The organism is Thalassospira sp. ABD4_177 (assembly GCF_056160125.1).
Window position 1 is genome coordinate 2,394,649 of record NZ_JBSWWO010000001.1, and the last position, 20,546, is coordinate 2,415,194.

At 54.8% G+C, this 20,546-nt stretch carries 22 protein-coding genes; 17 read left to right on the forward strand and 5 right to left on the reverse strand.

Going from position 1 to position 20,546, the window contains the following annotated elements; translation table 11 throughout:
- Positions 1-73: 73 nt before the first annotated feature.
- Entirely contained in the window at positions 74-772 is a 699-nt protein-coding gene (locus ACXAF0_RS10935; RefSeq protein WP_475345884.1) for a haloacid dehalogenase type II, read from the reverse strand.
- A 95-nt stretch (positions 773-867) separates the two neighbouring features.
- A complete protein-coding gene (locus ACXAF0_RS10940) occupies positions 868-2,901 on the reverse strand; it encodes a lytic transglycosylase domain-containing protein (protein ID WP_475345885.1) in 2,034 nt (677 codons plus the stop codon).
- Positions 2,902-3,109: 208 nt separating this feature from the next.
- On the opposite strand from ACXAF0_RS10940, the gene dapA reads away from it, so the two are divergent.
- The 4 genes from dapA to ACXAF0_RS10960 all read left to right on the forward strand — a co-directional run bounded on the left by dapA (position 3,110) and on the right by ACXAF0_RS10960 (position 5,853).
- Positions 3,110-3,991, forward strand: coding sequence for a 4-hydroxy-tetrahydrodipicolinate synthase (dapA, locus tag ACXAF0_RS10945; protein WP_475345886.1), 882 nt, complete (start codon positions 3,110-3,112; stop codon positions 3,989-3,991).
- Between the two features lie 17 nt (positions 3,992-4,008).
- Positions 4,009-4,485, forward strand: a complete 477-nt coding sequence (gene smpB / locus ACXAF0_RS10950; protein WP_475345887.1) for an SsrA-binding protein SmpB — start codon at positions 4,009-4,011, stop codon at positions 4,483-4,485.
- A 134-nt stretch (positions 4,486-4,619) separates the two neighbouring features.
- A complete protein-coding gene (locus tag ACXAF0_RS10955) occupies positions 4,620-5,279 on the forward strand; it encodes a sulfite oxidase-like oxidoreductase (RefSeq protein WP_475345888.1) in 660 nt (219 codons plus the stop codon).
- An 82-nt stretch (positions 5,280-5,361) separates the two neighbouring features.
- Entirely contained in the window at positions 5,362-5,853 is a 492-nt protein-coding gene (locus tag ACXAF0_RS10960) for a glutathione peroxidase (protein WP_475345889.1), read from the forward strand.
- Positions 5,854-5,892: 39 nt separating this feature from the next.
- Here the strand turns inward: ACXAF0_RS10960 and recQ are convergent, their stop codons facing one another.
- The 3 genes from recQ to ACXAF0_RS10975 form a co-directional block, all read right to left on the reverse strand.
- Positions 5,893-7,725, reverse strand: a complete 1,833-nt coding sequence (gene recQ, locus ACXAF0_RS10965) for a DNA helicase RecQ (RefSeq protein WP_475345890.1) — start codon at positions 7,723-7,725, stop codon at positions 5,893-5,895.
- A 31-nt stretch (positions 7,726-7,756) separates the two neighbouring features.
- The gene (locus tag ACXAF0_RS10970; protein WP_475345891.1) at positions 7,757-8,398 is read right to left on the reverse strand and encodes a uracil-DNA glycosylase; all 642 of its coding nucleotides are present in this window, start codon (positions 8,396-8,398) and stop codon (positions 7,757-7,759) included.
- An 84-nt stretch (positions 8,399-8,482) separates the two neighbouring features.
- Positions 8,483-9,091, reverse strand: a complete 609-nt coding sequence (locus ACXAF0_RS10975; RefSeq protein WP_475345892.1) for a LabA-like NYN domain-containing protein — start codon at positions 9,089-9,091, stop codon at positions 8,483-8,485.
- Positions 9,092-9,290: 199 nt separating this feature from the next.
- On the opposite strand from ACXAF0_RS10975, the gene folK reads away from it, so the two are divergent.
- From folK to parC, 13 genes are all read left to right on the forward strand, one after another.
- A complete protein-coding gene (gene folK, locus ACXAF0_RS10980; RefSeq protein WP_475345893.1) occupies positions 9,291-9,839 on the forward strand; it encodes a 2-amino-4-hydroxy-6-hydroxymethyldihydropteridine diphosphokinase in 549 nt (182 codons plus the stop codon).
- Between the two features lie 109 nt (positions 9,840-9,948).
- Complete coding sequence (rpoZ, locus tag ACXAF0_RS10985; protein ID WP_167718026.1) at positions 9,949-10,281, forward strand: DNA-directed RNA polymerase subunit omega; 333 nt, start codon at positions 9,949-9,951, stop codon at positions 10,279-10,281.
- Positions 10,282-10,424: 143 nt separating this feature from the next.
- Positions 10,425-12,569 (forward strand): RelA/SpoT family protein, encoded by a 2,145-nt coding sequence (locus tag ACXAF0_RS10990; RefSeq protein WP_475345894.1) that lies wholly within the window; start codon positions 10,425-10,427, stop codon positions 12,567-12,569.
- A 191-nt stretch (positions 12,570-12,760) separates the two neighbouring features.
- Positions 12,761-13,423, forward strand: coding sequence for a DUF2062 domain-containing protein (locus ACXAF0_RS10995; protein WP_475345895.1), 663 nt, complete (start codon positions 12,761-12,763; stop codon positions 13,421-13,423).
- Positions 13,420-14,169, forward strand: coding sequence for a pyridoxine 5'-phosphate synthase (locus ACXAF0_RS11000; protein ID WP_475345896.1), 750 nt, complete (start codon positions 13,420-13,422; stop codon positions 14,167-14,169). Before ACXAF0_RS10995 ends, ACXAF0_RS11000 begins: the two co-directional genes overlap by 4 nt.
- Positions 14,170-14,565 (forward strand): holo-ACP synthase, encoded by a 396-nt coding sequence (acpS, locus tag ACXAF0_RS11005; protein WP_475345897.1) that lies wholly within the window; start codon positions 14,170-14,172, stop codon positions 14,563-14,565.
- A gap of 27 nt (positions 14,566-14,592) precedes the next feature.
- Entirely contained in the window at positions 14,593-15,339 is a 747-nt protein-coding gene (gene lepB, locus ACXAF0_RS11010) for a signal peptidase I (RefSeq protein ID WP_475345898.1), read from the forward strand.
- Positions 15,339-16,022: a ribonuclease III gene (gene rnc / locus ACXAF0_RS11015; RefSeq protein WP_475345899.1), complete on the forward strand. Its 684-nt coding sequence runs from the start codon at positions 15,339-15,341 to the stop codon at positions 16,020-16,022. The genes lepB and rnc overlap by 1 nt, the downstream gene beginning before the upstream one ends.
- Positions 16,015-16,953, forward strand: a complete 939-nt coding sequence (era, locus tag ACXAF0_RS11020) for a GTPase Era (RefSeq protein ID WP_475345900.1) — start codon at positions 16,015-16,017, stop codon at positions 16,951-16,953. The genes rnc and era overlap by 8 nt, the downstream gene beginning before the upstream one ends.
- 48 nt (positions 16,954-17,001) lie before the next feature.
- Positions 17,002-17,232: a hypothetical protein gene (locus ACXAF0_RS11025; protein ID WP_475345901.1), complete on the forward strand. Its 231-nt coding sequence runs from the start codon at positions 17,002-17,004 to the stop codon at positions 17,230-17,232.
- Positions 17,232-17,399 (forward strand): hypothetical protein, encoded by a 168-nt coding sequence (locus ACXAF0_RS11030; RefSeq protein WP_475345902.1) that lies wholly within the window; start codon positions 17,232-17,234, stop codon positions 17,397-17,399. The genes ACXAF0_RS11025 and ACXAF0_RS11030 overlap by 1 nt, the downstream gene beginning before the upstream one ends.
- Complete coding sequence (gene recO, locus ACXAF0_RS11035) at positions 17,399-18,154, forward strand: DNA repair protein RecO (protein WP_475345903.1); 756 nt, start codon at positions 17,399-17,401, stop codon at positions 18,152-18,154. Before ACXAF0_RS11030 ends, recO begins: the two co-directional genes overlap by 1 nt.
- A 130-nt stretch (positions 18,155-18,284) precedes the next feature.
- A complete protein-coding gene (gene parC / locus ACXAF0_RS11040; RefSeq protein WP_475345904.1) occupies positions 18,285-20,528 on the forward strand; it encodes a DNA topoisomerase IV subunit A in 2,244 nt (747 codons plus the stop codon).
- Positions 20,529-20,546 lie beyond the last annotated feature (18 nt).

Here is a 20,546-nt window from a genome sequence, read left to right on the forward strand (position 1 = left end):
TGCAGAATTAAAAAAAAGGCAGGCTCCGGGTTGAGGACCTGCCTTTTTTCTTTGGGATATTAAGTGCCGTGTATCAGGCCTTTTGCGGCTCCCCGACAAGGGGCAGCAATTCATCAAGACCGTTCAGCACCACGTCCGCGTCGTGCGACAAACGTTCGGCCGGATTGTGCGCCCGGTTGATCCAAGCGGTGCGGAAACCGAAATGCCCGGCACCGGCGATGTCCCAGCCGTTTGACGACTGGAAGGAAATCTCGGCCGGTTCGACTTCAAGCTTGTCGACAGCGAGCTGATAAACATCCGGATGCGGTTTGTAGGTTTTGAGATCATCAACACAAATGATCTGATCAAACAGCGACAGAATCCCCGACGTCTTGGCCGCCGAAATCAACATGTGCTTGGCGCCATTGGACAGAATGGCAAGCTTGTGCCCTTGATCCTTGAGCGTTTTCAGCGTTTCAACGACTTCCGGGAATGTATCAAGCGACAGATAGGTTTCCATCAGCTTGGCACGCAAAACCGGATCCTTTTTGCCTGTCTGATCAAGCGCATAATCCAGCGCGTCCCCGGTCACCGTCCAGAAATCGGCGAACTCCCCCATCAGGCTGCGCAGCCAGGTATATTCCAGCTGTTTCTGGCGCCAGAGTGCCGAGAGGCGGTCTGCCTCGTCGCCGACGCTGTCGCGCAGTTTGGCGACGGCCGATCCAACATCAAAAAGGGTGCCATAGGCATCGAATACAAAAGCACGGCAGGAAGACAGTGCGTTATCGGACATATTGCTGACCTCTTCTGACAAGCAGTATTGATCAAATATGGGGTGTATACCCGCAAGCGCAAATTACGGAACACGCTCCAAACGCTGTGGACCGGTTATTCTGCGTCTTCAGTGTCACTCTGGCCCATTGCGATCTCGTCCCGGGCAAAACGCCGGCGATAGACATAAGTTCCTTCCATCACACGCTGAACGTAATTTCGGGTCTCGCTATAGGGGATCATTTCGATCCAGTCGACCAGATCAACTTCCGGATCGCGCGGATCACCATATTCGTTGATCCACTGACGCACCCGGGTCGGACCGGCGTTGTAGCTGGCGATTGTCAGGACTTCCTGACCATCCCAGCGATCCAGCAACCGGCGAACATAGGCACGGCCAACCGCAATGTTAAAGGACGGGTCTTCGGTCAGGCGGTCGGTGTCGTAATCGAGTTTGAGTGACTGCGCCATGCGTTTGGCTGTGGCCGGCATCAGCTGCATCAAACCGCGCGCACCGGCAGACGATATGGCATGCGGGTTAAACAGGCTTTCCTGACGCATGATCGCATGGACCAGTGCGGGATCAGGTGCACGGCCGAGCGGAACCTGTTCATGGATCGGGTAGGCGGCATCAAGATAGCCGCTGCCGGTCCGGATGCTGCGCTTGGCAGCAAGGATACCGAGATCGGTCCGGCCATATTCACGCGCCAGATCCGTCGCCATGGCGAGGTATTCCGGTTCATCATGTTCATAAACCAGCGCCATGATGAACGGACGAATGATATTGCCAAGCCCCATTTCGCCAAGCTTGCGCACGACCTGGGTCAGTTCCTGTGCCTCGAACGCAGCGCGTTGTTCTGGGGTCGGAACCGGTTGTTCAACCGAATAGGACGGCTTGCTGCCAAGTTTGTCGATGGCAAGCTGCCCATAGAAGGTATGGGCATGATCAGCGGCAATCGCATACCATTCCTTGGCGCGTTTTTCATCGCCAAGCGCCTCATTGGCGCGCCCGGCCCAGTAGGAGCCGCGTGCCAGGCTGATCGGGTATTGCACGACATCATAAAGGTTCTGGAAATGGGTCAGGGCAATGTCGGCATCGCCAAGGAATTCCAGCGCGATCCAGCCAGCATACCATTCGGCTTCGGCAATATCGCCAGCATCAACCTGCCCATGGTTGGCGACAAGGCGATAGGCATCGGTAATATGGCCCTTTTGCAGGGCGCGACGCGCCAAAATGGCCTTTTCCAGCCACCAGTATTGCGGGCGGATCGAGATATAGGCGAGGTCATTGGCCTGCGATAGCAGAAGATCGCGGGCATCCTGATCGCGGTCCTTTTTACGGCGCCAGCGGACACGTTCGTAAATCAGGCCGGGATCATCGCGGTATTTTTCCGGCACGCGATTGATCGCACCATCAACACCGCCACGCATGGCGCGGAGCGACGCCCGGGCTTCTGCCAGGCGACGGTAATCCTCGCTGACATATTTCATCATGCGTGATGCGGTCGTCAGGCGGCCTTCCCACAACAGGCGATCGAGACGCTGTTCGTGGGTTTCCTGATCAATATATTCGCCGTAACGATCCAAAAAGCGGCGTTCCTGACCGCGGCCGAAATTCTCGTTAATCCAGCTGTGACGCACCAGGGCGATGGCAGCCGATTCCTGTCCAGCACCCAGCAACGCCTTGATCTGGCGGGTTGCGCCATCGGCAGTGACCGGTGCGGAACGCTTGAACCATGCCAGAATTTCTTCATCGGGAACGGCATCGGTCATGGCTTCTTCGGCGCGCTGACGCAGTAGCGCCTGACTTGGCCATTTCGGATGGGCGTCAATAAAAGAGGTGATTTCTTCGAAGTTGTGACCGGAATTAGGGGCGGTCAGCAACATCCATTCGGCTGCCTTTTGCAGCAGAGGATCATCAAAATTGGTCAGGAGCTGCTTGAACGTTTCTGTCTTGCCGTCTTCGACAGCGTCCAGAAAGGCGTTCAGACGTGCTCGACTGACAGAAGAATAAAGCGGCGAGGGCGGCTGCGTCTGAAGAACGCTGTCTTCATTCGTCGCGGCCTGCACCTGATAACTACCTGGTATCAGTATCGATACGCCCAGTGCCAATGCGCAGGCCGAGATCTTGCGGAAAGACGCTTGCGCCATGTGATGTTCCCCTTGTGCCTTCCGGCAACGAATGCTCTCTCGAGCCGGGCATTATGGCAGCGAAATCGATAAAAGCCAAACAGTCCTGACGGGAATTTTCAGAGCCGATCAAGGATCGCTCGGATTATTGTATACAGTGCTTGCGGGAAACCTCAACAGCGGCTATTTTCGCGACCGCTTTCAATATATCCCGAATTTGGAGATCTCTATGTTTAAGGGTTCAATCACAGCTTTGATCACACCATTCACGCAAGATGGTGCGATTGATGAAAAGGCGTTCCAGTCTTTTGTGGATTGGCAGCTTAAACAGGGCACGACTGGTGTTGTGCCAGTCGGAACCACCGGTGAGTCTCCGACGCTCAGCCATGCCGAGCACCATCGCGTTGTCGAACTGGCACTTGAAGTTGCCAAGGGCCGCGGTCCGGTGATTGCCGGTACCGGTTCAAACTCGACCGCAGAAGCTGTATCGCTGACCCGTCACGCGCAGAATGCCGGTGCGGATGCGGCCCTTGTGGTGACACCGTATTATAATAAGCCGACCCAACGGGGACTGTATGCCCATTACAAGGCCATTCATGACGCGACCGATATCCCGATTGTGATTTACAACATTCCGGGCCGTTCGATCGTCGATATGAATGTCGATACCATGGCGGAACTTGCGAAATTGCCGCGCATTGTTGGTGTAAAAGACGCGACAAGCGATCTCGAACGTCCGGCACTGACCCGTTTGGCAGCAGGTGCGGATTTCTGCCAGCTTTCTGGCGAGGATGGCACGATTGTTCCGTTCCTGGCACAGGGTGGTCATGGCTGCATTTCGGTGACGTCGAACATTGCACCGAAACTGTGTGCGGATTTGCATGCGGCCTGGGCTGCCGGGAACATTTCCAAGGTTCAGGAGTTGAATTATCGACTGATGCCGGTTCACAAGGCGATGTTCCGTGAATCCAGCCCCGGACCGGTGAAATACGCCGCCGAGCTTCTTGGCCTGTGTGGCAGCCATATGCGCCTGCCGATGGTCGAGATTGCCGAAGAAACAAAACGCAAGGTCGAAACCGCGCTTAAAAACGCCGGTATTCTCGGCCATTAAGCGATAACAAGCGTCTTATGGCACCCAAGAAAGAAACAAATAACAACAAGATTGTCGCGCAGAACCGGCGGGCCCGCTTTGACTATTTCCTGACGGAAACGTTTGAAGCTGGCATCGCCCTGCGCGGTACCGAAGTCAAATCGCTGCGCGACGGCAAGGGCAACATTCAAGAGTCCTACGCCGAAGCGAAGAACGGCGAAGTGTGGCTGATCAACGCCTATATTCCAGAATATCAAAGCAAAATGCCGTTCGGCCACGAAGAACGCCGTCCGCGCAAGTTGCTTTTGCATAAACGCGAAATCAGCAAGATACACGATGCCCTGAACAAGAAGGGTTTTACCCTTGTTCCGGTCAAACTGTATTTCAATGAGCGTGGTATTGCGAAACTTGAACTCGCCATTGCCGAGGGCAAGAAAAAGGCCGACAAGCGCGAGACCGTCAAGGAACGCGATTGGCAGCGCGACAAGGCACGCATCATGCGTGACTTTGGCTGATGGGGATGTTGGTCGCAGGCATGTGACTTGCCCCGTTCTGGCAAAAAGAGATTAAATGGCGCTGGCATGATGAACATGTTGGCGCCATTTGCGTATTAGATGGTAGCGAAGGCATAGAAACAAAGGATTGTCTGGTGACAGAGAGCTTTTCAGGCAAGATCAAGGACAAGCTGATTGCGGCCAAACGCAAATGGGCTGAAGACGGGCGCCTGATGACGGGCGCGCCGGACGTCGCGCGTGAAAACCGACTGCCGCCGGGCCAGCGCCTTGTGACCGACTGGCCGGTGCTTGATTTGGGGATTACCCCGCATGTTACGCCAGAGGACTTTCAGCTTGAGATCAACGGACAGGTGAAAAAGTCAGTCACACTGAGTTTTTCCGAACTGCTTGATTTGCCTCATGTTGCGGCGAAGAACGATATTCACTGTGTGACCAGCTGGTCACGTTATGACAATCACTGGCAAGGGGTGTTGGCAACGACCCTGGCTGAGATGGTTGGTCCGTTACCGGCTGCGCGCCATGTGTTGTTCACCGCCCATGACGGGTACACAACCAATGTAAGGATTGAGCAGTTTCTCGATGATGATGTGTTGTTGGCCCATCATTGGGAAGGTGAGCCGCTGAGTGAGGAACATGGTGGGCCACTGCGCGTCGTGATCCCGAAGCTGTATTTCTGGAAGAGTGCCAAATGGGTGCGAAAGATCACTTTTGCGCGCGATGATCGGCCGGGTTTCTGGGAAGAACGTGGATATCACAACAATGCCGACCCGTGGACGGAGGAGCGATATGATTAATCGACAGATTGGAAACTGGCGGCAATTCGTTGTATTCTTTGTTTTTACGGTTCTTGTCGTGAGTTTGTCCTGGAGGGAGACAATGGCATCGGATGATGCGCCATCGGCTTATGATTTTTCTTTCCCGGCGATTGATGCCGGTGAAATCTATCTTTCAGAGTATAACGACAAGGTCGTTCTGCTGGTAAATACCGCCTCGATGTGCGGGTTTACGCCCCAATATACGGGCCTGCAAAAACTGTGGGAAGATTACCGCGACGAAGGGCTTGTGGTGCTTGGCGTGCCATCGGCCGATTTCGGCGGGCAGGAATATAGCGAGGATGCCGATATCCTTGATTTCTGTGAGGTCAATTTTGATGTCGACTTCCCGCTGACATCAAAAACCACAGTCAAGGGCCCGGATGCACATCCGTTCTATAAATGGGCGGAACAGGAATTGGGGACGGAGAATGCCCCGCAATGGAATTTCCACAAATATCTGATTGGCCGTGACGGCAAGCTTGTTCAAAGCTTTGATAGTCGGACCAAGCCGGAAGACGAGGAAATTGTCAGCGCCATTCGCGCAAACCTTTAAGGCTGGTGGCACTGCCGGAACACTTGACAGGACGGCGGATTACCGCCGTCCGTCCATGACATCAAGAAATGCCAATCCGTACTGATCAAGTTTTTTAACGCCAACACCATTGATGGACGCCATGTCTTCAAGGGTGCGGGGCTTGAAGCGCACCATTTCCCAAAGGGTCCGGTCGCTAAAGATCACATAGGGCGGGACATTCTGGCTGGTGGCCAGTTCGCGACGCAAGGTGCGCAGGCGTTCCCAAAGGTCCCGGTCTTCTTCGTTTTCAAATTCGGTATCGAAATCACGCAGGCGTTTGGTCATGGCGCGCTTGTTTTCGCCGGGATCCTTGCGCATTTCGACGACTTTTTCACCGCGCAGAACCGGTCGGGATTCCTCAGTCAGATAAACACCGCCATGGCCTTCGACATCGACTTGAAGGTATCCCATCGCCAAGAGCTGGCGGAAGACCGAGCGCCACTGTGGCTGGGCTATATCCTTGCCGATGGCATAAACCGACAGTTTGTCATGGCCGTTCTGGCGGATCTTTTCGGTTTTCCGGCCCATCAGGACTTCGATCACATGGGCCGGTCCAAAGCGTTGGCCCGTGCGATAGACCGCCGACAGTGCCTTGCGCGATGCATCGGTCGCATCCCATGTTTCCACCGGTTCAAGGCAGGTGTCGCAGTTGCCGCAAGGTTGATGCTGGTCTTCGCCGAAATAGGACAGGATGACCTGACGGCGGCATTTTGTGGTTTCCGCCAAGCCAACCAGTGCATCAAGCTTGCGCGATTCAATACGTTTCTGGGCCTCGGGCGCTTCGGAGCTTGCGACCATGGAGCGGATGGAAACAATGTCAGACAGATCGTAATTCATCCAGGCATTGGCGGGCAGGCCATCACGCCCGGCACGACCGGTTTCCTGATAATAGGCTTCCATGCTTTTGGGTAGGTTGAGATGGGCGACAAAGCGGACATTGGGTTTGTCGATCCCCATGCCAAAGGCAACGGTTGCACAAATGATCAAGCCGTCTTCACGGAGGAAGCGGTCCTGATGAAGTTGGCGCGTTTCCTGTGTCAGACCCGCGTGATAGGGCAAGGCCGGACGCCCGTTATCGGAAAGCCATTGCGCGACATCTTCGGTTTTGCGTCGTGACAGGCAGTACACAATGCCGGCATCCTCAGCGTGTTCACGATTGAGGAACGACAGCAGGCGCTGTTTGGCATTGCCCTTGGTTTCAATGCGATAGGTGATGTTCGGGCGGTCAAAACCGGTGATGAAGCACTGCGCATCGGTCAGATGCAGGTTTTCGGCGATGTCCTTGCGGGTAGGCGTATCAGCCGTTGCCGTCAGCGCAATGCGCGGCACATGGGCAAAGCGGGTTGGCAGCAGATCAAGGCGGCGATATTCCGGGCGGAAATCATGGCCCCATTGCGATACGCAGTGCGCTTCATCAATGGCAAACAGTGAAATGCTGATCCGATCCAACAGATTAAGGAACCGGTCAGAGGCAAAGCGTTCCGGCGCGACATAAAGCAGATCAATATCGCCATCAACGGCACGCGTTTCAATTTCGCGCGCAGCATCGGGGGCGAGGGTCGAATTGATAAAGGCAGCCTTCACACCCAGTTGGTTTAGCGCATCGACCTGATCCTTCATCAATGCAATCAGTGGTGATACGACAACCGCCGTTCCCGGACGGCAAAGGGCAGGAACCTGATAACAAAGCGACTTGCCGCCGCCGGTCGGCATCAGGACAATTGCATCGTTACCCGCAATGACATGATCAATGATTTCAGCCTGTTGGCCGCGAAAGCTGCCATAGCCGAAGACTTCTTGCAGAACATCAATCGGTTGACGTTGTGCAGGTCGGTCGAGCAGGTCTGACATTGGCTCAGGGATAGGCGAAGTATCGGGCAAATTAACCGTCCAGATGTGCGCGAATTCCGGCAAAGACGTTTTCAAACATCTCTGGCGTCAGGCGATAGGTCTGGGTGTTGTAGCGCGAACAGTGATAGCTATCAAACAATGTGATGCCATTTTCCATCTTATGTGACGCGCCATGGCCAAATTTCAGCGATGAAAGCTTAAGCCCGAAGGTGCGCAGCATGGCCTGATGGGCCACCTGACCAAGGCACAGGATGGCTGAGAGGTTCTTCATCGCGTCAAATTCGCTGATCAGGAAGGGATGGCAGGTATTGGCTTCTGGCCCGGTTGGCTTGTTTTCCGGCGGCACACATTTTACCGCATTGGTGATGCGGCAATCAAGCAGTTCCAGACCGTCATCGGGGCGTTTGTCATAAGTGCCCTTGGCGAAACCGAACTTTTTGAGCGTGTCATACAGAAGATCACCGGCATAATCGCCGGTAAACGGGCGGCCGGTGGCATTGGCGCCCTTAAGCCCCGGTGCCAGACCAACAATCAGAAGGCGCGCATCAAGCGGGCCGAAGGGGCGAACCGGACCGTTGTAAAATTCTGGAAATTTTTCCTGATTTTTACGCCGAAATTCAACCAGGCGCGGGCAAAGCTGACAATCGATATCGGGTTGCTGATGGGCGGTCATGGCAGGTTTGACTTTTTGCCGGTCACAGTGCGGGCTGTGAACGGTGGTGATCAGGGCAGGGTGATGGGCGACGCGGTAAGATGATCAATCGTAATCAAACTCGTCGAGGTCCGGGTGCTCCGGATGATCATCGATATCGGGATGGCCATCATCGCGGCGTTGCTGAACCTTGCGCGCGATGGTGCCTTCAAGTTCGGTAAGCTCGATAAAGTTATCGGCCTGACGGCGCAATTCATCGGCCACCATCGGCGGGTTGGATTTGACCGTCGAGACAACCGTGACGCGGACACCTTTGCGCTGGATGGCATCGACCAGGCGGCGGAAATCGCCGTCGCCCGAGAAAATGACAACATGATCAAGATGTTGCGCCATTTCCATGACGTCAATTGCCAACTCGATATCCATGTTGCCCTTGATCTTGCGGCGACCGGTGGCATCGGTGAATTCCTTGGTCGGTTTGGTGACCATGGTGTAGCCGTTATAATCAAGCCAATCGACCAGCGGGCGGATCGGGGAATATTCCTGATCCTCGATCAGGGCAGTGTAATAGAAGGCCCGGATCAGCTGACCTTTTTGGGAAAACAGCTCTAGAAGGCGTTTGTAATCAATATCAAAGCCAAGGGCGCGGGCGGCGGCATAAAGGTTCGAGCCGTCAATAAACAACCCGATGCGTTCCTGCGGGTAAAAAATCATCGTTAAATTCCTCAAACATCAAATTTAATTATCAGAGTTCCTAAAATCCGGAACTTTTAAAAACAGACCTTCAATCTTTACCGTGGCCTGCAGGACAAAGAAAGGTGAAAAATCGTGGACAGAGTATGATGGCTCCCTTAGATATGCCGTCTTTCCGAACTTGTTTCGCCCATCAGACATCGAACTGAAAGTCTTCTTCGTGCGCAAATCCTTACCGACAGACACCAGCATGATCGCGGATGACGCTATCCTGATTGCTTTCGGTGCAAATTTGCCTACCGAAGAATATGGTGCGCCCGCACAAACTTTGAAAGCCGCGCTCAGCCGTTTGGCTGAAAATGGCGATATTTCGATTGATCTGGTGTCATCGTTTTATGAAACCGCACCGGTGCCGATTTCCGATCAGCCCTGGTATGTGAACGGTGTTGCGCGGATTTCGACCGATCTGTCTGCGCATGATCTTTTGGCGCGGTTGCATGACGTCGAGGCCGAATTTGGTCGTGTCAGGCGGGAACGCAATGCCGCACGGGTGATTGATCTTGATCTGATTGCCTATGGCCGGGAACTGGTGCGCGAGGAGGGCGGTATTCAGGTGCCCCATCCCCGTATGTCCGAGCGCGCCTTTGTTTTGTTGCCGCTGCGCGATGTGGTGGCCGACTGGGTGCATCCGGTTCTGGCGTGTGATATCGAAGATCTGATTGCCGATCTTCCGGCCGATCAGCAGATTCGCAAACAGGCGGAAAGCTGAAAAAGCATACGAAAACCTGAGCGAAAGAGTGGTTTCGCTGTTGCAACACACGTGATCGGGCGCTATAAAGCTCGGTCTGGACACCCCAAAAGTATTTCTGGAGACATTTATGGCGCGCGTTACCGTCGAAGATTGCGTTGACAAGATTCCGAACCGCTTTGAGCTTGTAATGCTTGCAGCTCAGCGTGCACGCAACATTTCGGCCGGTGCAGAACTGACCATTGATCGTGACAACGACAAAAACCCGGTCGTTGCGCTGCGCGAAATCGCCGAAGTAAAGGTTGATTTCGACGATCTGCGCAATGGCATGGTCCAGGGTCTGCAGCGGCATGTTGAAACCGACGAGCCGGAAGAAGCCGAAGACGATTTCGGTCCGAAACTGGTTGCCGAAGCAGTCGAAGACGCATCCGTTGGCGTTGTTGCTCCGTCGGAAGAAGAATAAGGTCAGACTGGTTTTGATCTGAGCCTTTCCAAAAGAAGAGCCACGGTGTTTATCTTCCGTGGCTTTTTTTTGTCCAGATCGTACTATCTTAAGAATAGGGAACGCAGACTGTTCCCATTGGATAATTGCGGAGACGCCCCTGAATGATGCGCCAATACGAACTTGTTGAACGGGTTAAGGCATATGACCCCGATGCGTGTGAAACCACGCTGAACCGGGCCTATGTCTATGCAACCCAGAAACATGGTTCGCAAAAACGCGCATCCGGTGACCCGTATTTTTCCCATCCGATCGAAGTCGCAGGCATTCTGACGAACTACAAGCTTGATTGCGACACGATCATTACAGCCCTTCTGCACGATACCATCGAAGATACCGATGCGACCCCTGAAGAGATCACCAAGCTTTTCGGGTCCAACATCATGAAGCTGGTCGATGGTGTGACCAAGCTGACCCAGATCGAGCTTAAATCCGCAGACTCCAAGCAGGCGGAGAACTTCCGCAAGCTGCTTTTGGCGATGTCCGAAGATATTCGCGTTCTGCTGGTCAAGCTGGCTGACCGTCTGCATAACATGCGGACCCTGCATTATATTTCCAAACCGGAAAAACGGGTGCGGATTGCGGCCGAAACGCTTGAGATTTATGCCCCGCTTGCCGAGCGTATCGGTATGCATGACATCAAGGAAGAGCTTGAAGACCTTGCCTTCCAGCATATTAACCCCGAAGCACGTGACTCTATTCTGGCGCGTCTCGAGTTCCTGCGCGAGAAGGACGACAATGTCGTCAGCCGGATTGTGTCGGAACTGCAAGACGTCGTATCGCGTCAGGGGCTGAAGGTCGATATTTACGGGCGTGAAAAGCGGCCCTATTCGATCTGGAAGAAGATGCAGCGCAAAAACATCACCTTTGGTGAGCTCTCTGACATCATGGCGTTTCGCGTTCTGGTCGGTGAAATGCCGGAATGCTACGAGGTGCTTGGCTATCTGCACGCCAATTACAAAGTCGTGCCGGGTCGGTTCAAGGATTATATCTCGACCCCGAAACCCAACGGATACCGTTCGATCCATACCACCGTGTTGGGCCCGGAAAACCACCGGATCGAGGTACAGATCCGCACCCGCCAGATGCACGAGGTCAATGAAAACGGTGTGGCCGCACATTGGGCCTATAAACAGGAAGAACCGAGCGGCCAGCAGAAGGAAGGCGTTCAATATCGCTGGCTGCGTGACCTTCTTGATATTCTTGATCACGCGTCTGAGCCCGAAGAATTCCTTGAACATACCAAGCTTGCGATGTTCCAGGATCAGGTGTTCTGCTTTAGCCCGAAGGGCGATGTGATTGCGCTTCCGGCGCGTGCGACCCCGGTTGATTTCGCCTATATGATCCATACCCATATCGGGGACACCTGTGTCGGGGCGAAGGTCAATGGCGCGATGGTGCCGCTGCGCACCGTTCTGAATAACGGTGATCAGGTCGAGATCGTTACCTCCAAGGCACAAACGCCGAATCCGACTTGGGAGCGGTTTGTTGTTTCCGGCAAGGCGCGTGCGCGAATTCGCCGTTTCATCCGCCAGCAGCAGGAAGACCAGTATAAGGACCTTGGCAAGGCAATCTTGCAAAAGGCGTTCCGTCAGGAAGGCTATGACTATTCCGACAAGGCGCTTGAAGGGGTTCTTAAAATCTTCAAGCAGCCCTCGGTCGAGGCGCTTTTGACGCTTGTGGGTGCTGGGCATCATACCGGGCGTGAAGTTGTTCATGCCGTCTTCCCGGGCACCAAGGACAAGGAAACAGCGCGCAAGGTCGTGCCGCTAGATAAAGTCCGGGCGCGCAAGCACGAGCACGCCATCCCGATCAAGGGCCTTATTCCGGGCATGGCCGTGCATTATGCCGGCTGTTGCCATCCGCTGCCCGGCGACCGGATTGTCGGGATTGTTACAACCGGCAAGGGCGTGACAATCCATACGATTGACTGCGATACGCTGGAAACTTTCACCGAGCAGCCGGAACGCTGGCTTGATGTCGGTTGGGACAACGAGGGCGAGCCGGAACACTTCATCGGCCGTCTTGGTTTGACCGTTGGGCACGAGCAGGGGGCGCTGAGTTCGATCACCAGCGTGATTGCCAAGAACCATGGCAATATCACCAATCTGCGTTTTACCAATCGTACGACCGACTTCTTCGAGATGCTGATCGATATTGATGTTGTCGATGTCAAACATCTGACCAACATCATTGCCGCTCTGCGTGCGACCCCGGTCGTCAATGCGGTTGAACGGGCACGCGGCTAAGGGTGGACTTGAGCGCGGACTGTAAACGCCTTCACCTTTTAGGTTAATTTGGCGCAAAACCCTTGCCATTCGCGCGGTCAGCACTTACCCATATGCTTCAAGAATTTATAGCGTTTCCTGATTTGATCCAGAACTGACCCCGCATGTTTCGGCGCCGCATCAAACCTTCTTCCTTCCAGCGTGTACGCAACGTGGTTTGGCCACGGGGTGGCTGGCGCCGCTCGTCGCAATATTTTGCCCATCGGGTCGCACGTTTGCCGGGATCGCCCTATAGCATCGCATCAGGCTTTGCCATCGGGGCGGCGGTTTCGTTTTCGCCGTTTATCGGGTTCCACTTTGTCATTTCAACCCTGCTGAGCTTGCTGACGCGCAGTAATGTTGTTGCCTCCCTTTTGGGGACGGTGGTGGGCAATCCCTGGACATTTCCGTTTATCTGGCTGTGGCTTTATACCTGTGGCAACTGGATCCTTGGCGCGCATTCAAGCAGTTCTACGGTCCATTTCGATATGGCCGTGCTGTGGGAATTCGTCGTGCTTGGCCTGAATTACGTAGGCGGCGGGCTGATCTTCGGCAATTGGGATGTTGCGGATCACGAGGCGCTTGCCCAGCTTTGGGCCAGTATTGTGGATATCATCTGGCCGATGGTGGTGGGCTGTATCCCGACAACCATCGTCGTCTGGATGCTGTTTTACTTCCCGATCAAACGCGCAGTGGTGATTTATCGCCACAACCGCATCTTGCGTCGGATGAAAAAGACTGATCGCCATGGTCTGGGCCCGATGCTCGAACATGCCAAGGAAAAGATAGGGGCCGCTGCCAAGCACGCCACCAAAAAGCAGGATGAAACATCATGAGTTCGAAGCTCCGTCTCGGGGTCAATATTGACCATGTTGCGACCATTCGAAACGCGCGCGGCGGGGATATGCCCGATCCGGTGCGCGCCGCCGCCCTTGCCAAGGCCGCTGGTGCCGATGGTATTACCGCCCATTTGCGCGAAGATCGCCGCCATATCCGTGACGCAGACATGAAAAGGCTGCGCGAAGAGGTTGATCTGCCATTGAATTTCGAGATGGCAGCAACCGATGAGATGCTGTCGATCGCGCTTGAGACCAAGCCGCATGCGGTCTGCCTTGTGCCGGAAAAACGTGAAGAACGCACGACTGAGGGCGGGCTTGATGTTGCTGGTGGTCATAATCACTTGAAGCCCTTTGTGTCCGAGCTGGTTGAGGCGGGTATTCGTGTCTCGCTGTTTATCGAAGCATCCGAAGCACAGCTTGATGCCGCCAAAAGCCTTGGCGCGCCGGTGGTGGAAATCCATACCGGGGCCTATTGCGACGCTGAGACCGCCGAGGAACGCGCGCGCGAACTGGACCGTATTCGCCATGCCGTGCAATATGGGGCAGGGATCGGGCTTGAAGTGCATGCCGGACATGGTTTGAACTTTGAAACCGTCCAGCCGATTGCTGTCATGCCCGAGATTGCCGAGCTTAACATTGGTCATTTTCTGATCGGCGAGGCGGTGTTTGTCGGCCTGGAAGCGTCGATCGCGGAAATGCGCCGTTTGATGGATGAAGCACGCACGCAAGCAGGTTATGCGTAAATGATCATTGGGATTGGCACGGATTTATGCGATATCCGTCGGATAGAAGCGACACTTGAACGCCATGGTGAGCGTTTTATGAAGCGCGTCTATACCGATATTGAGATCGCGCGTGCCACACGCAAGCCACATCGTACCGCGTCTTCGTTGGCCATGGCATTTGCCGCCAAGGAGGCCTGTTCGAAGGCGCTGGGGACCGGATTTCGCCGCGGTGTTTATCACAACACCATGGGTGTGGTACATCAGCCCAGCGGCAAGCCGGACATGGTGTTGATAGACGGCGCGCTGGAAAGACTTAAAGAATTGACCCCGGACGGGAAAACTGCCTCTGTGTATGTGACCCTGACGGACGAATATCCGCTGGCCAATGCGGTCGTGGTGATTTCGGCAGATTGACAAAAAAATTGATTGGTTGAACACGGAATGGAAAAGCTTGTGCATAAAAAGAAAACGGGTGGTTTGCTCGACACCTTGAAAACCGTTTTCTGGGCCATTGTCATTGCACTTATGGTTCGGACCTTTGCTTTTGAGCCGTTCAATATTCCGTCAGGTTCAATGATCCCGACCTTGCTTGTGGGCGATTATCTGTTTGTGTCGAAATTCTCGTATGGATATTCGAAACACAGCATGCCGTTCAGCCTGCCGATCATTCCGGGCCGCGTATTTGAAAGCGAGCCGGAGCGCGGTGATGTTGTGGTCTTCAAACTGCCGTCAGATACATCGCAGGATTACATCAAACGTGTGATCGGCCTGCCGGGTGATACGGTCCAAGTCAAGGAAGGTCGTCTTTACATCAACAACAAGATGACGGAGCGCGAACGCATCGAGGATTACATCCTGACCGATGGTGGCGGGCGTTCAGCAGCCGTGCCGCAATATATCGAAACACTACCGAATGGTCGCGTACACCGCATCCTGGAGATGTTTGGCGATCAGGGGCCGAGTGACAATACCGAGGCCTTTACTGTGCCCGAAGGTCATTTCTTCATGATGGGGGATAACCGGGATAATTCCGCCGATAGCCGTGCCTTCCCGTCGCGGTTCCGCTTTGTGCCGATTGAAAACCTCGTTGGGCGTGCAGAATTCCTGTTCTATTCAAAGGACAGCTCCCAGCCGGTATATGACCTTGGCAGCATCCGATTTGATCGCCTGTTTCAGGGGGTTAACTGATGAGCGACGGCTTGCCGGTGATCGCCGAGATTGATCACGGTTTTTCCGACCCGGACCTTCTGCGTGTGGCGCTGACCCATCGCAGTGCGGCCAAGGGCAAGGATATGCTGAGCGGCGGCAACGAGCGCCTTGAGTTCCTTGGCGACCGGGTGCTGGGGCTTGTCGTGGCCGAAATGCTTTACACCCGTTTCGGGCGTGAACGCGAAGGGGCGATGGCCAAGCGGTTTGTCGCACTTGTTCGCCGCGAGACCCTTGCGCGTGTGGCCGAACAGATCAAATTGGGTGAACACATTCAGATGGCCAAGGGCGAACGTGCCGCAGGTGCGGACACCAACCCGGCGATTTTATCTGATTGCATGGAGGCGGTGATTGCCGCACTCTATCTGGATGGCGGGCTTGAGCCGGCACGGCGGTTTATTGAAAAGCTGTGGACGCCGCTTCTTGATGAAGCCAACAAGCCGCCACAGGATGCCAAGACGCAGCTTCAGGAATGGCTGCAAGGGCGGGGCAAGCCGCTGCCGAAATATGAGATGGTCGGGCGTGAAGGCCCGGCCCACGCGCCGGTATTTACCATCGAACTGACCACCGGAGACGGTGAACGTGTCAGTGCGGAAGGCAAATCGAAACGCGAGGCGGAGCAACTCGCCGCCAAATTGATGTTGGAAAAACTTAGTGATGAATGAGGTTCCCGAACCGGTGGCCGAAGACAGATTACCTTATCAGCAACGTTGCGGCTTTGTGGCCCTCGTTGGTGCACCGAATGCTGGCAAATCAACGCTTTTGAACCAGCTGGTCGGCACGAAAGTGTCGATTGTCTCGCCAAAGGTCCAGACGACCCGTACCCGCGTACGTGGCATCGTCATGACCGAAGATGCGCAGATTGTTTTCATTGATACCCCGGGTATTTTCGCCCCCAAACGCCGTCTTGACCGCGCAATGGTCAAGGCCGCCTGGAATGGTGCGGATGATGCGGATCTTGTTGTTCTGGTGATTGATGCCGGAAGTGGTGTCACCGATGAAGATCTTGCCATCATCAATCAGCTTAAAGATCAGAACCGCAAGGCTATTCTGGCACTGAACAAGGTCGACAAGGTTTCCGACAAGGAAAAGCTTCTGCGCCTGTCGCAAGACCTGTTTGCGCATGATGTCTTTACCGATGTTTTCATGATTTCGGCCAAAAAGGGTGCCGGGACGCAGGATCTGGTGAACTTCCTTGCCGCGAAGATGCCCGATGGCCCATGGATGTTCCCGGAAGACGATGTTTCGGACATGCCGTTGCGACTGCTTGCTGCCGAAATCACCCGTGAGAAGCTTTATTACCAGCTTCAGCAGGAGCTTCCCTATTCGGCAACGGTCGAGACGGAGCTTTGGGAAGAACGCAAGGACGGGTCGGTCAAGCTTGAGCAGACGATCTTTGTCGAGCGTGAAGGCCAGAAGGCGATCATTCTTGGCAAAGGTGGTAAACGTATCAAGGCGTTGGGCAGTGATGCGCGCAAGGAACTTGAAGCCATTTTCGAGCGCCGTGTGCATCTGTTCCTGTTTGTGAAGGTACGCGAGAACTGGGGTGATGATCCCAATCGCTTTGCCATGTGGGGCCTTGATCACAACGCGTAAGCGTGTGATTGGCCGCATATCGACTGACCATAACGTGCCGGGTAGGTAATGGAAATCGGATCCGTCTGGGGAATTGTCATGATCGTTGTCGGCGCTGCTGCCGCAATGATTGTCGCGCGTGTTGCCAGACGGCCTTTTCGTAACCGCAGTTCCAGCACGTCCGTGCAACGTGAAAAATCGTTCCTGCACAAACCGCTCAATCTGGTTGCGCTATTGGTCGCAATTGCCGTTTTCGTGCTGGGCCTGTTCTGGCGCATGACGGGTGGAGGCCCCGGCTAATGAGAAATAATTCGAAAGACCCGCTAACAGACGCCATCGACGAGATCCCGAACCGTCCGATCCTGCGCAAGGTGGTGTTTGGGCTTGCCCTGTTCAGTTTGGCGTCGTGCCTGCTTGGGTTCTTTTTTCTTGTTACCCGCTTGATCGTGCCCAGCGGATTTTTCTAATGGATTGGCGGGACGACGGCATCGTTCTTTCAACGCGTAAACTGGGCGAAAACTCAGTCCGTCTTTCCGTCCTGACCCGCGATTATGGCCGCCATGCCGGTCTGGTGCGCGGTGCGACCAGCAAATCCATGCGCGGGACGCTTGAGCCCGGAAATGAAATCAGGGTGGGGTGGTCCGCCCGTCTGGCCGAACATCTGGGCCAGTTTCGCTGTGAGCTGACCGGCGCACATGCCGCAGACCTTTTATTGCAAGCCGGGCCGTTAATGGCGATGAGTTCGGCTTGCGCCATGCTTGATGCGACCTTGCCGGAACGCGAAGCTCATCCGGATCTTTATCGCGGCACCGTTGCGCTGATGAGCGCCCTTAAATCCGAGCAGTGGCTCCCTGCCTATATCCGCTGGGAAGTCGGGCTGCTCGAAGAGCTTGGTTATGGCCTTGCGCTCGATCGGTGTGCCGCAACAGATGAAACCGAAAACCTTGCCTATGTATCGCCCAAAAGCGGCCGTGCCGTGGGGGAGGCATCCGGGAATGCCTATCGGGATCGATTGTTGCCATTGCCGGCCTTTCTGGCAGGCGGGCACGCGGCATCTTCGCGTCGGGAAATGTCGCTCGGGGAGCAGTTTCGTGATGGCTTGAAGCTGACCGGGTTTTTCATTCACCGCGATATTTTCGAGGCAAAAGGCATCAAACCCGTGGCGGCGCGTGATCGGCTTGTCAGTTATGTTTGGCGCACAGATCTTGGCGAAGAAAAATAAATTCGGCAATTTGTGCGCCATATGTTGACCAAGCCCATGCCCGGCGTAGTATGTTGCCAATAACGTAAGGTGTTCGGTTTCGAACGCACTTGCACATGTCCATTTTGACAAGCAACAAGAAAAATCGTTCATGAGCACCAAGACTTCCGATCCGGCCGGTTCCGGACAAATCAGGGAAACCCGCCTTGCCGACGCGCTGAGCGAACGTTATCTCGCTTATGCGATGTCGACGATCATGTCGCGTTCCCTGCCTGATGTGCGTGATGGTCTCAAGCCTGTGCATCGCCGTCTTCTTTACGCCATGCGTCAGCTTAAACTGAACCCGGAGCAGGGGTTCAAGAAATGCGCGCGTGTTGTTGGTGACGTGATCGGTAAATATCACCCGCATGGTGATCAGTCGGTCTATGACGCGCTGGTCCGTCTGGCCCAGGATTTCGCGGTGCGTTATCCGCTGGTCGATGGGCAGGGGAACTTCGGGAACATCGATGGCGATAACGCCGCTGCGATGCGTTACACCGAAGCCCGGATGACTGCGATCGCCGCCGCCCTGATGGACGGCCTTGACGAGGATGCGGTTGATTTCCGCCCGACCTATGATGGTGAGGAACAGGAACCGGTTGTCATGCCGGCAGCCTTCCCGAACCTTCTGGCCAATGGTGCGGCGGGCATCGCCGTGGGTATGGCGACCAACATTCCGCCCCATAACGTTGGCGAATTATGCGCCGGTCTGATCAAGCTGATTGATGATCCGGAAACCTCGATTGCGCAGCTTGCGCGTTGTGTCCCGGGGCCGGATTTCCCGACCGGTGGCGTTCTGGTCGAGCCGCGCGAAAACATTCTTGAAGCCTATGCCACGGGGCGCGGATCGTTCCGCCTTAGGGCAAAATGGGAAGTCGAGAAACTGAGCCACGGTCTGTATCAGGTCGTGATCACGGAAATTCCCTATCAGGTTCAGAAAGCCAAGCTGGTTGAACGTATCGCCGATCTGATGGTGGCAAAGAAATTGCCGCTTCTGAACGATGTGCGTGATGAATCGACCGATGTGATCCGTCTGGTTCTGGAGCCGCGTACGCGTGCGGTTGAGCCGGAACACCTGATGGAAATGCTGTTCAAGAATACCGAACTGGAAATCCGGTTTGGCTTGAACATGAACGTTCTGGATGCGGATAACACGCCGCGGGTGATGAACCTGCGTGAAGTGCTGCGCGCCTTCCTTGCGCACCGTCAGGACGTTTTGATCCGTCGTTCCAACCATCGCCTGGCCAAGATCAATCATCGTCTTGAAGTGTTGGAAGGCTATCTTGTTGCCTATCTCAACCTTGATGAAGTGATCCGGATCATCCGTTATGAGGATGAGCCGAAGAACGCATTGATGAAGGCCTTTGATCTTACCGAAGTTCAGGCCGACGCGATCCTGAACATGCGTCTGCGGTCTTTGCGCAAGCTCGAAGAGATGGAAATCAAGAACGAGCACGCCAAACTGACCGAAGAAAAACAGGGTCTTGAAGCACTTCTTGCCAGCGAAAGCATGCGCTGGGAAAAAATCCGCGACGAGATTGAGGTGATGCGCGAGACCTTTGGCAAGAAAACCGCCATTGGCAAACGCCGTACCGAAATCGGTGATGCGCCGGAAGAAATTGAAGTGCCGCTGGAAGCGTTGATCGAACGCGAACCGATTACGGTCATCTGTTCGAAAATGGGCTGGGTACGTGCGCTTAAGGGCCATGTTGCCGACGTCAGCGACCTCAAGTTCAAGGATGGTGACGAGCATCGTTTTGCGCTGAAGGCCTTTACCACCGACAAGCTTCTGATCCTGTCGACGGCCGGGCGTTGTTACACCATGTCGTGTGACAAGCTGCCGGGCGGGCGTGGCCATGGTGAGCCGATCCGTCTTTCCATCGATCTGCCCCAGGAACATGACATCGTTTCGATGGTTGTTCACAAGGACGGGCGGAACCTGCTGGTGGCAAGTTCTGGTGGCCGTGGTTTCCAGGTGGCTGAAAAAGAAGTCGTCGCACAGACCAAGAACGGCAAACAGGTTCTTAATCTCGGTACCGGTGAAGTTGCCAAGATCTTCGAGCCGGTCGAAAACGATCATGTGGCGGTTTTGGGTGACAACCGCAAGCTTCTGATTTACCCGGTTTCCGAAATCCCGGAGATGACCCGTGGCCGTGGTGTGATCTTGCAGAAATATCGTCAGGGTGGCTTGTCTGACTTGATGCTGTTTAACCTTGAAGACGGTCTGAGCTGGACCATGGGTGGCAGTGAAGGTCGTACCCGTACCGTGACCGAACTTGCTGAATGGATCGGCAAACGTGCCGGAGCAGGGCGCCTGCCGCCGAACGGTTTCCCGCGGTCCAACAAGTTCGAATAACACGCGATACAAGACGTT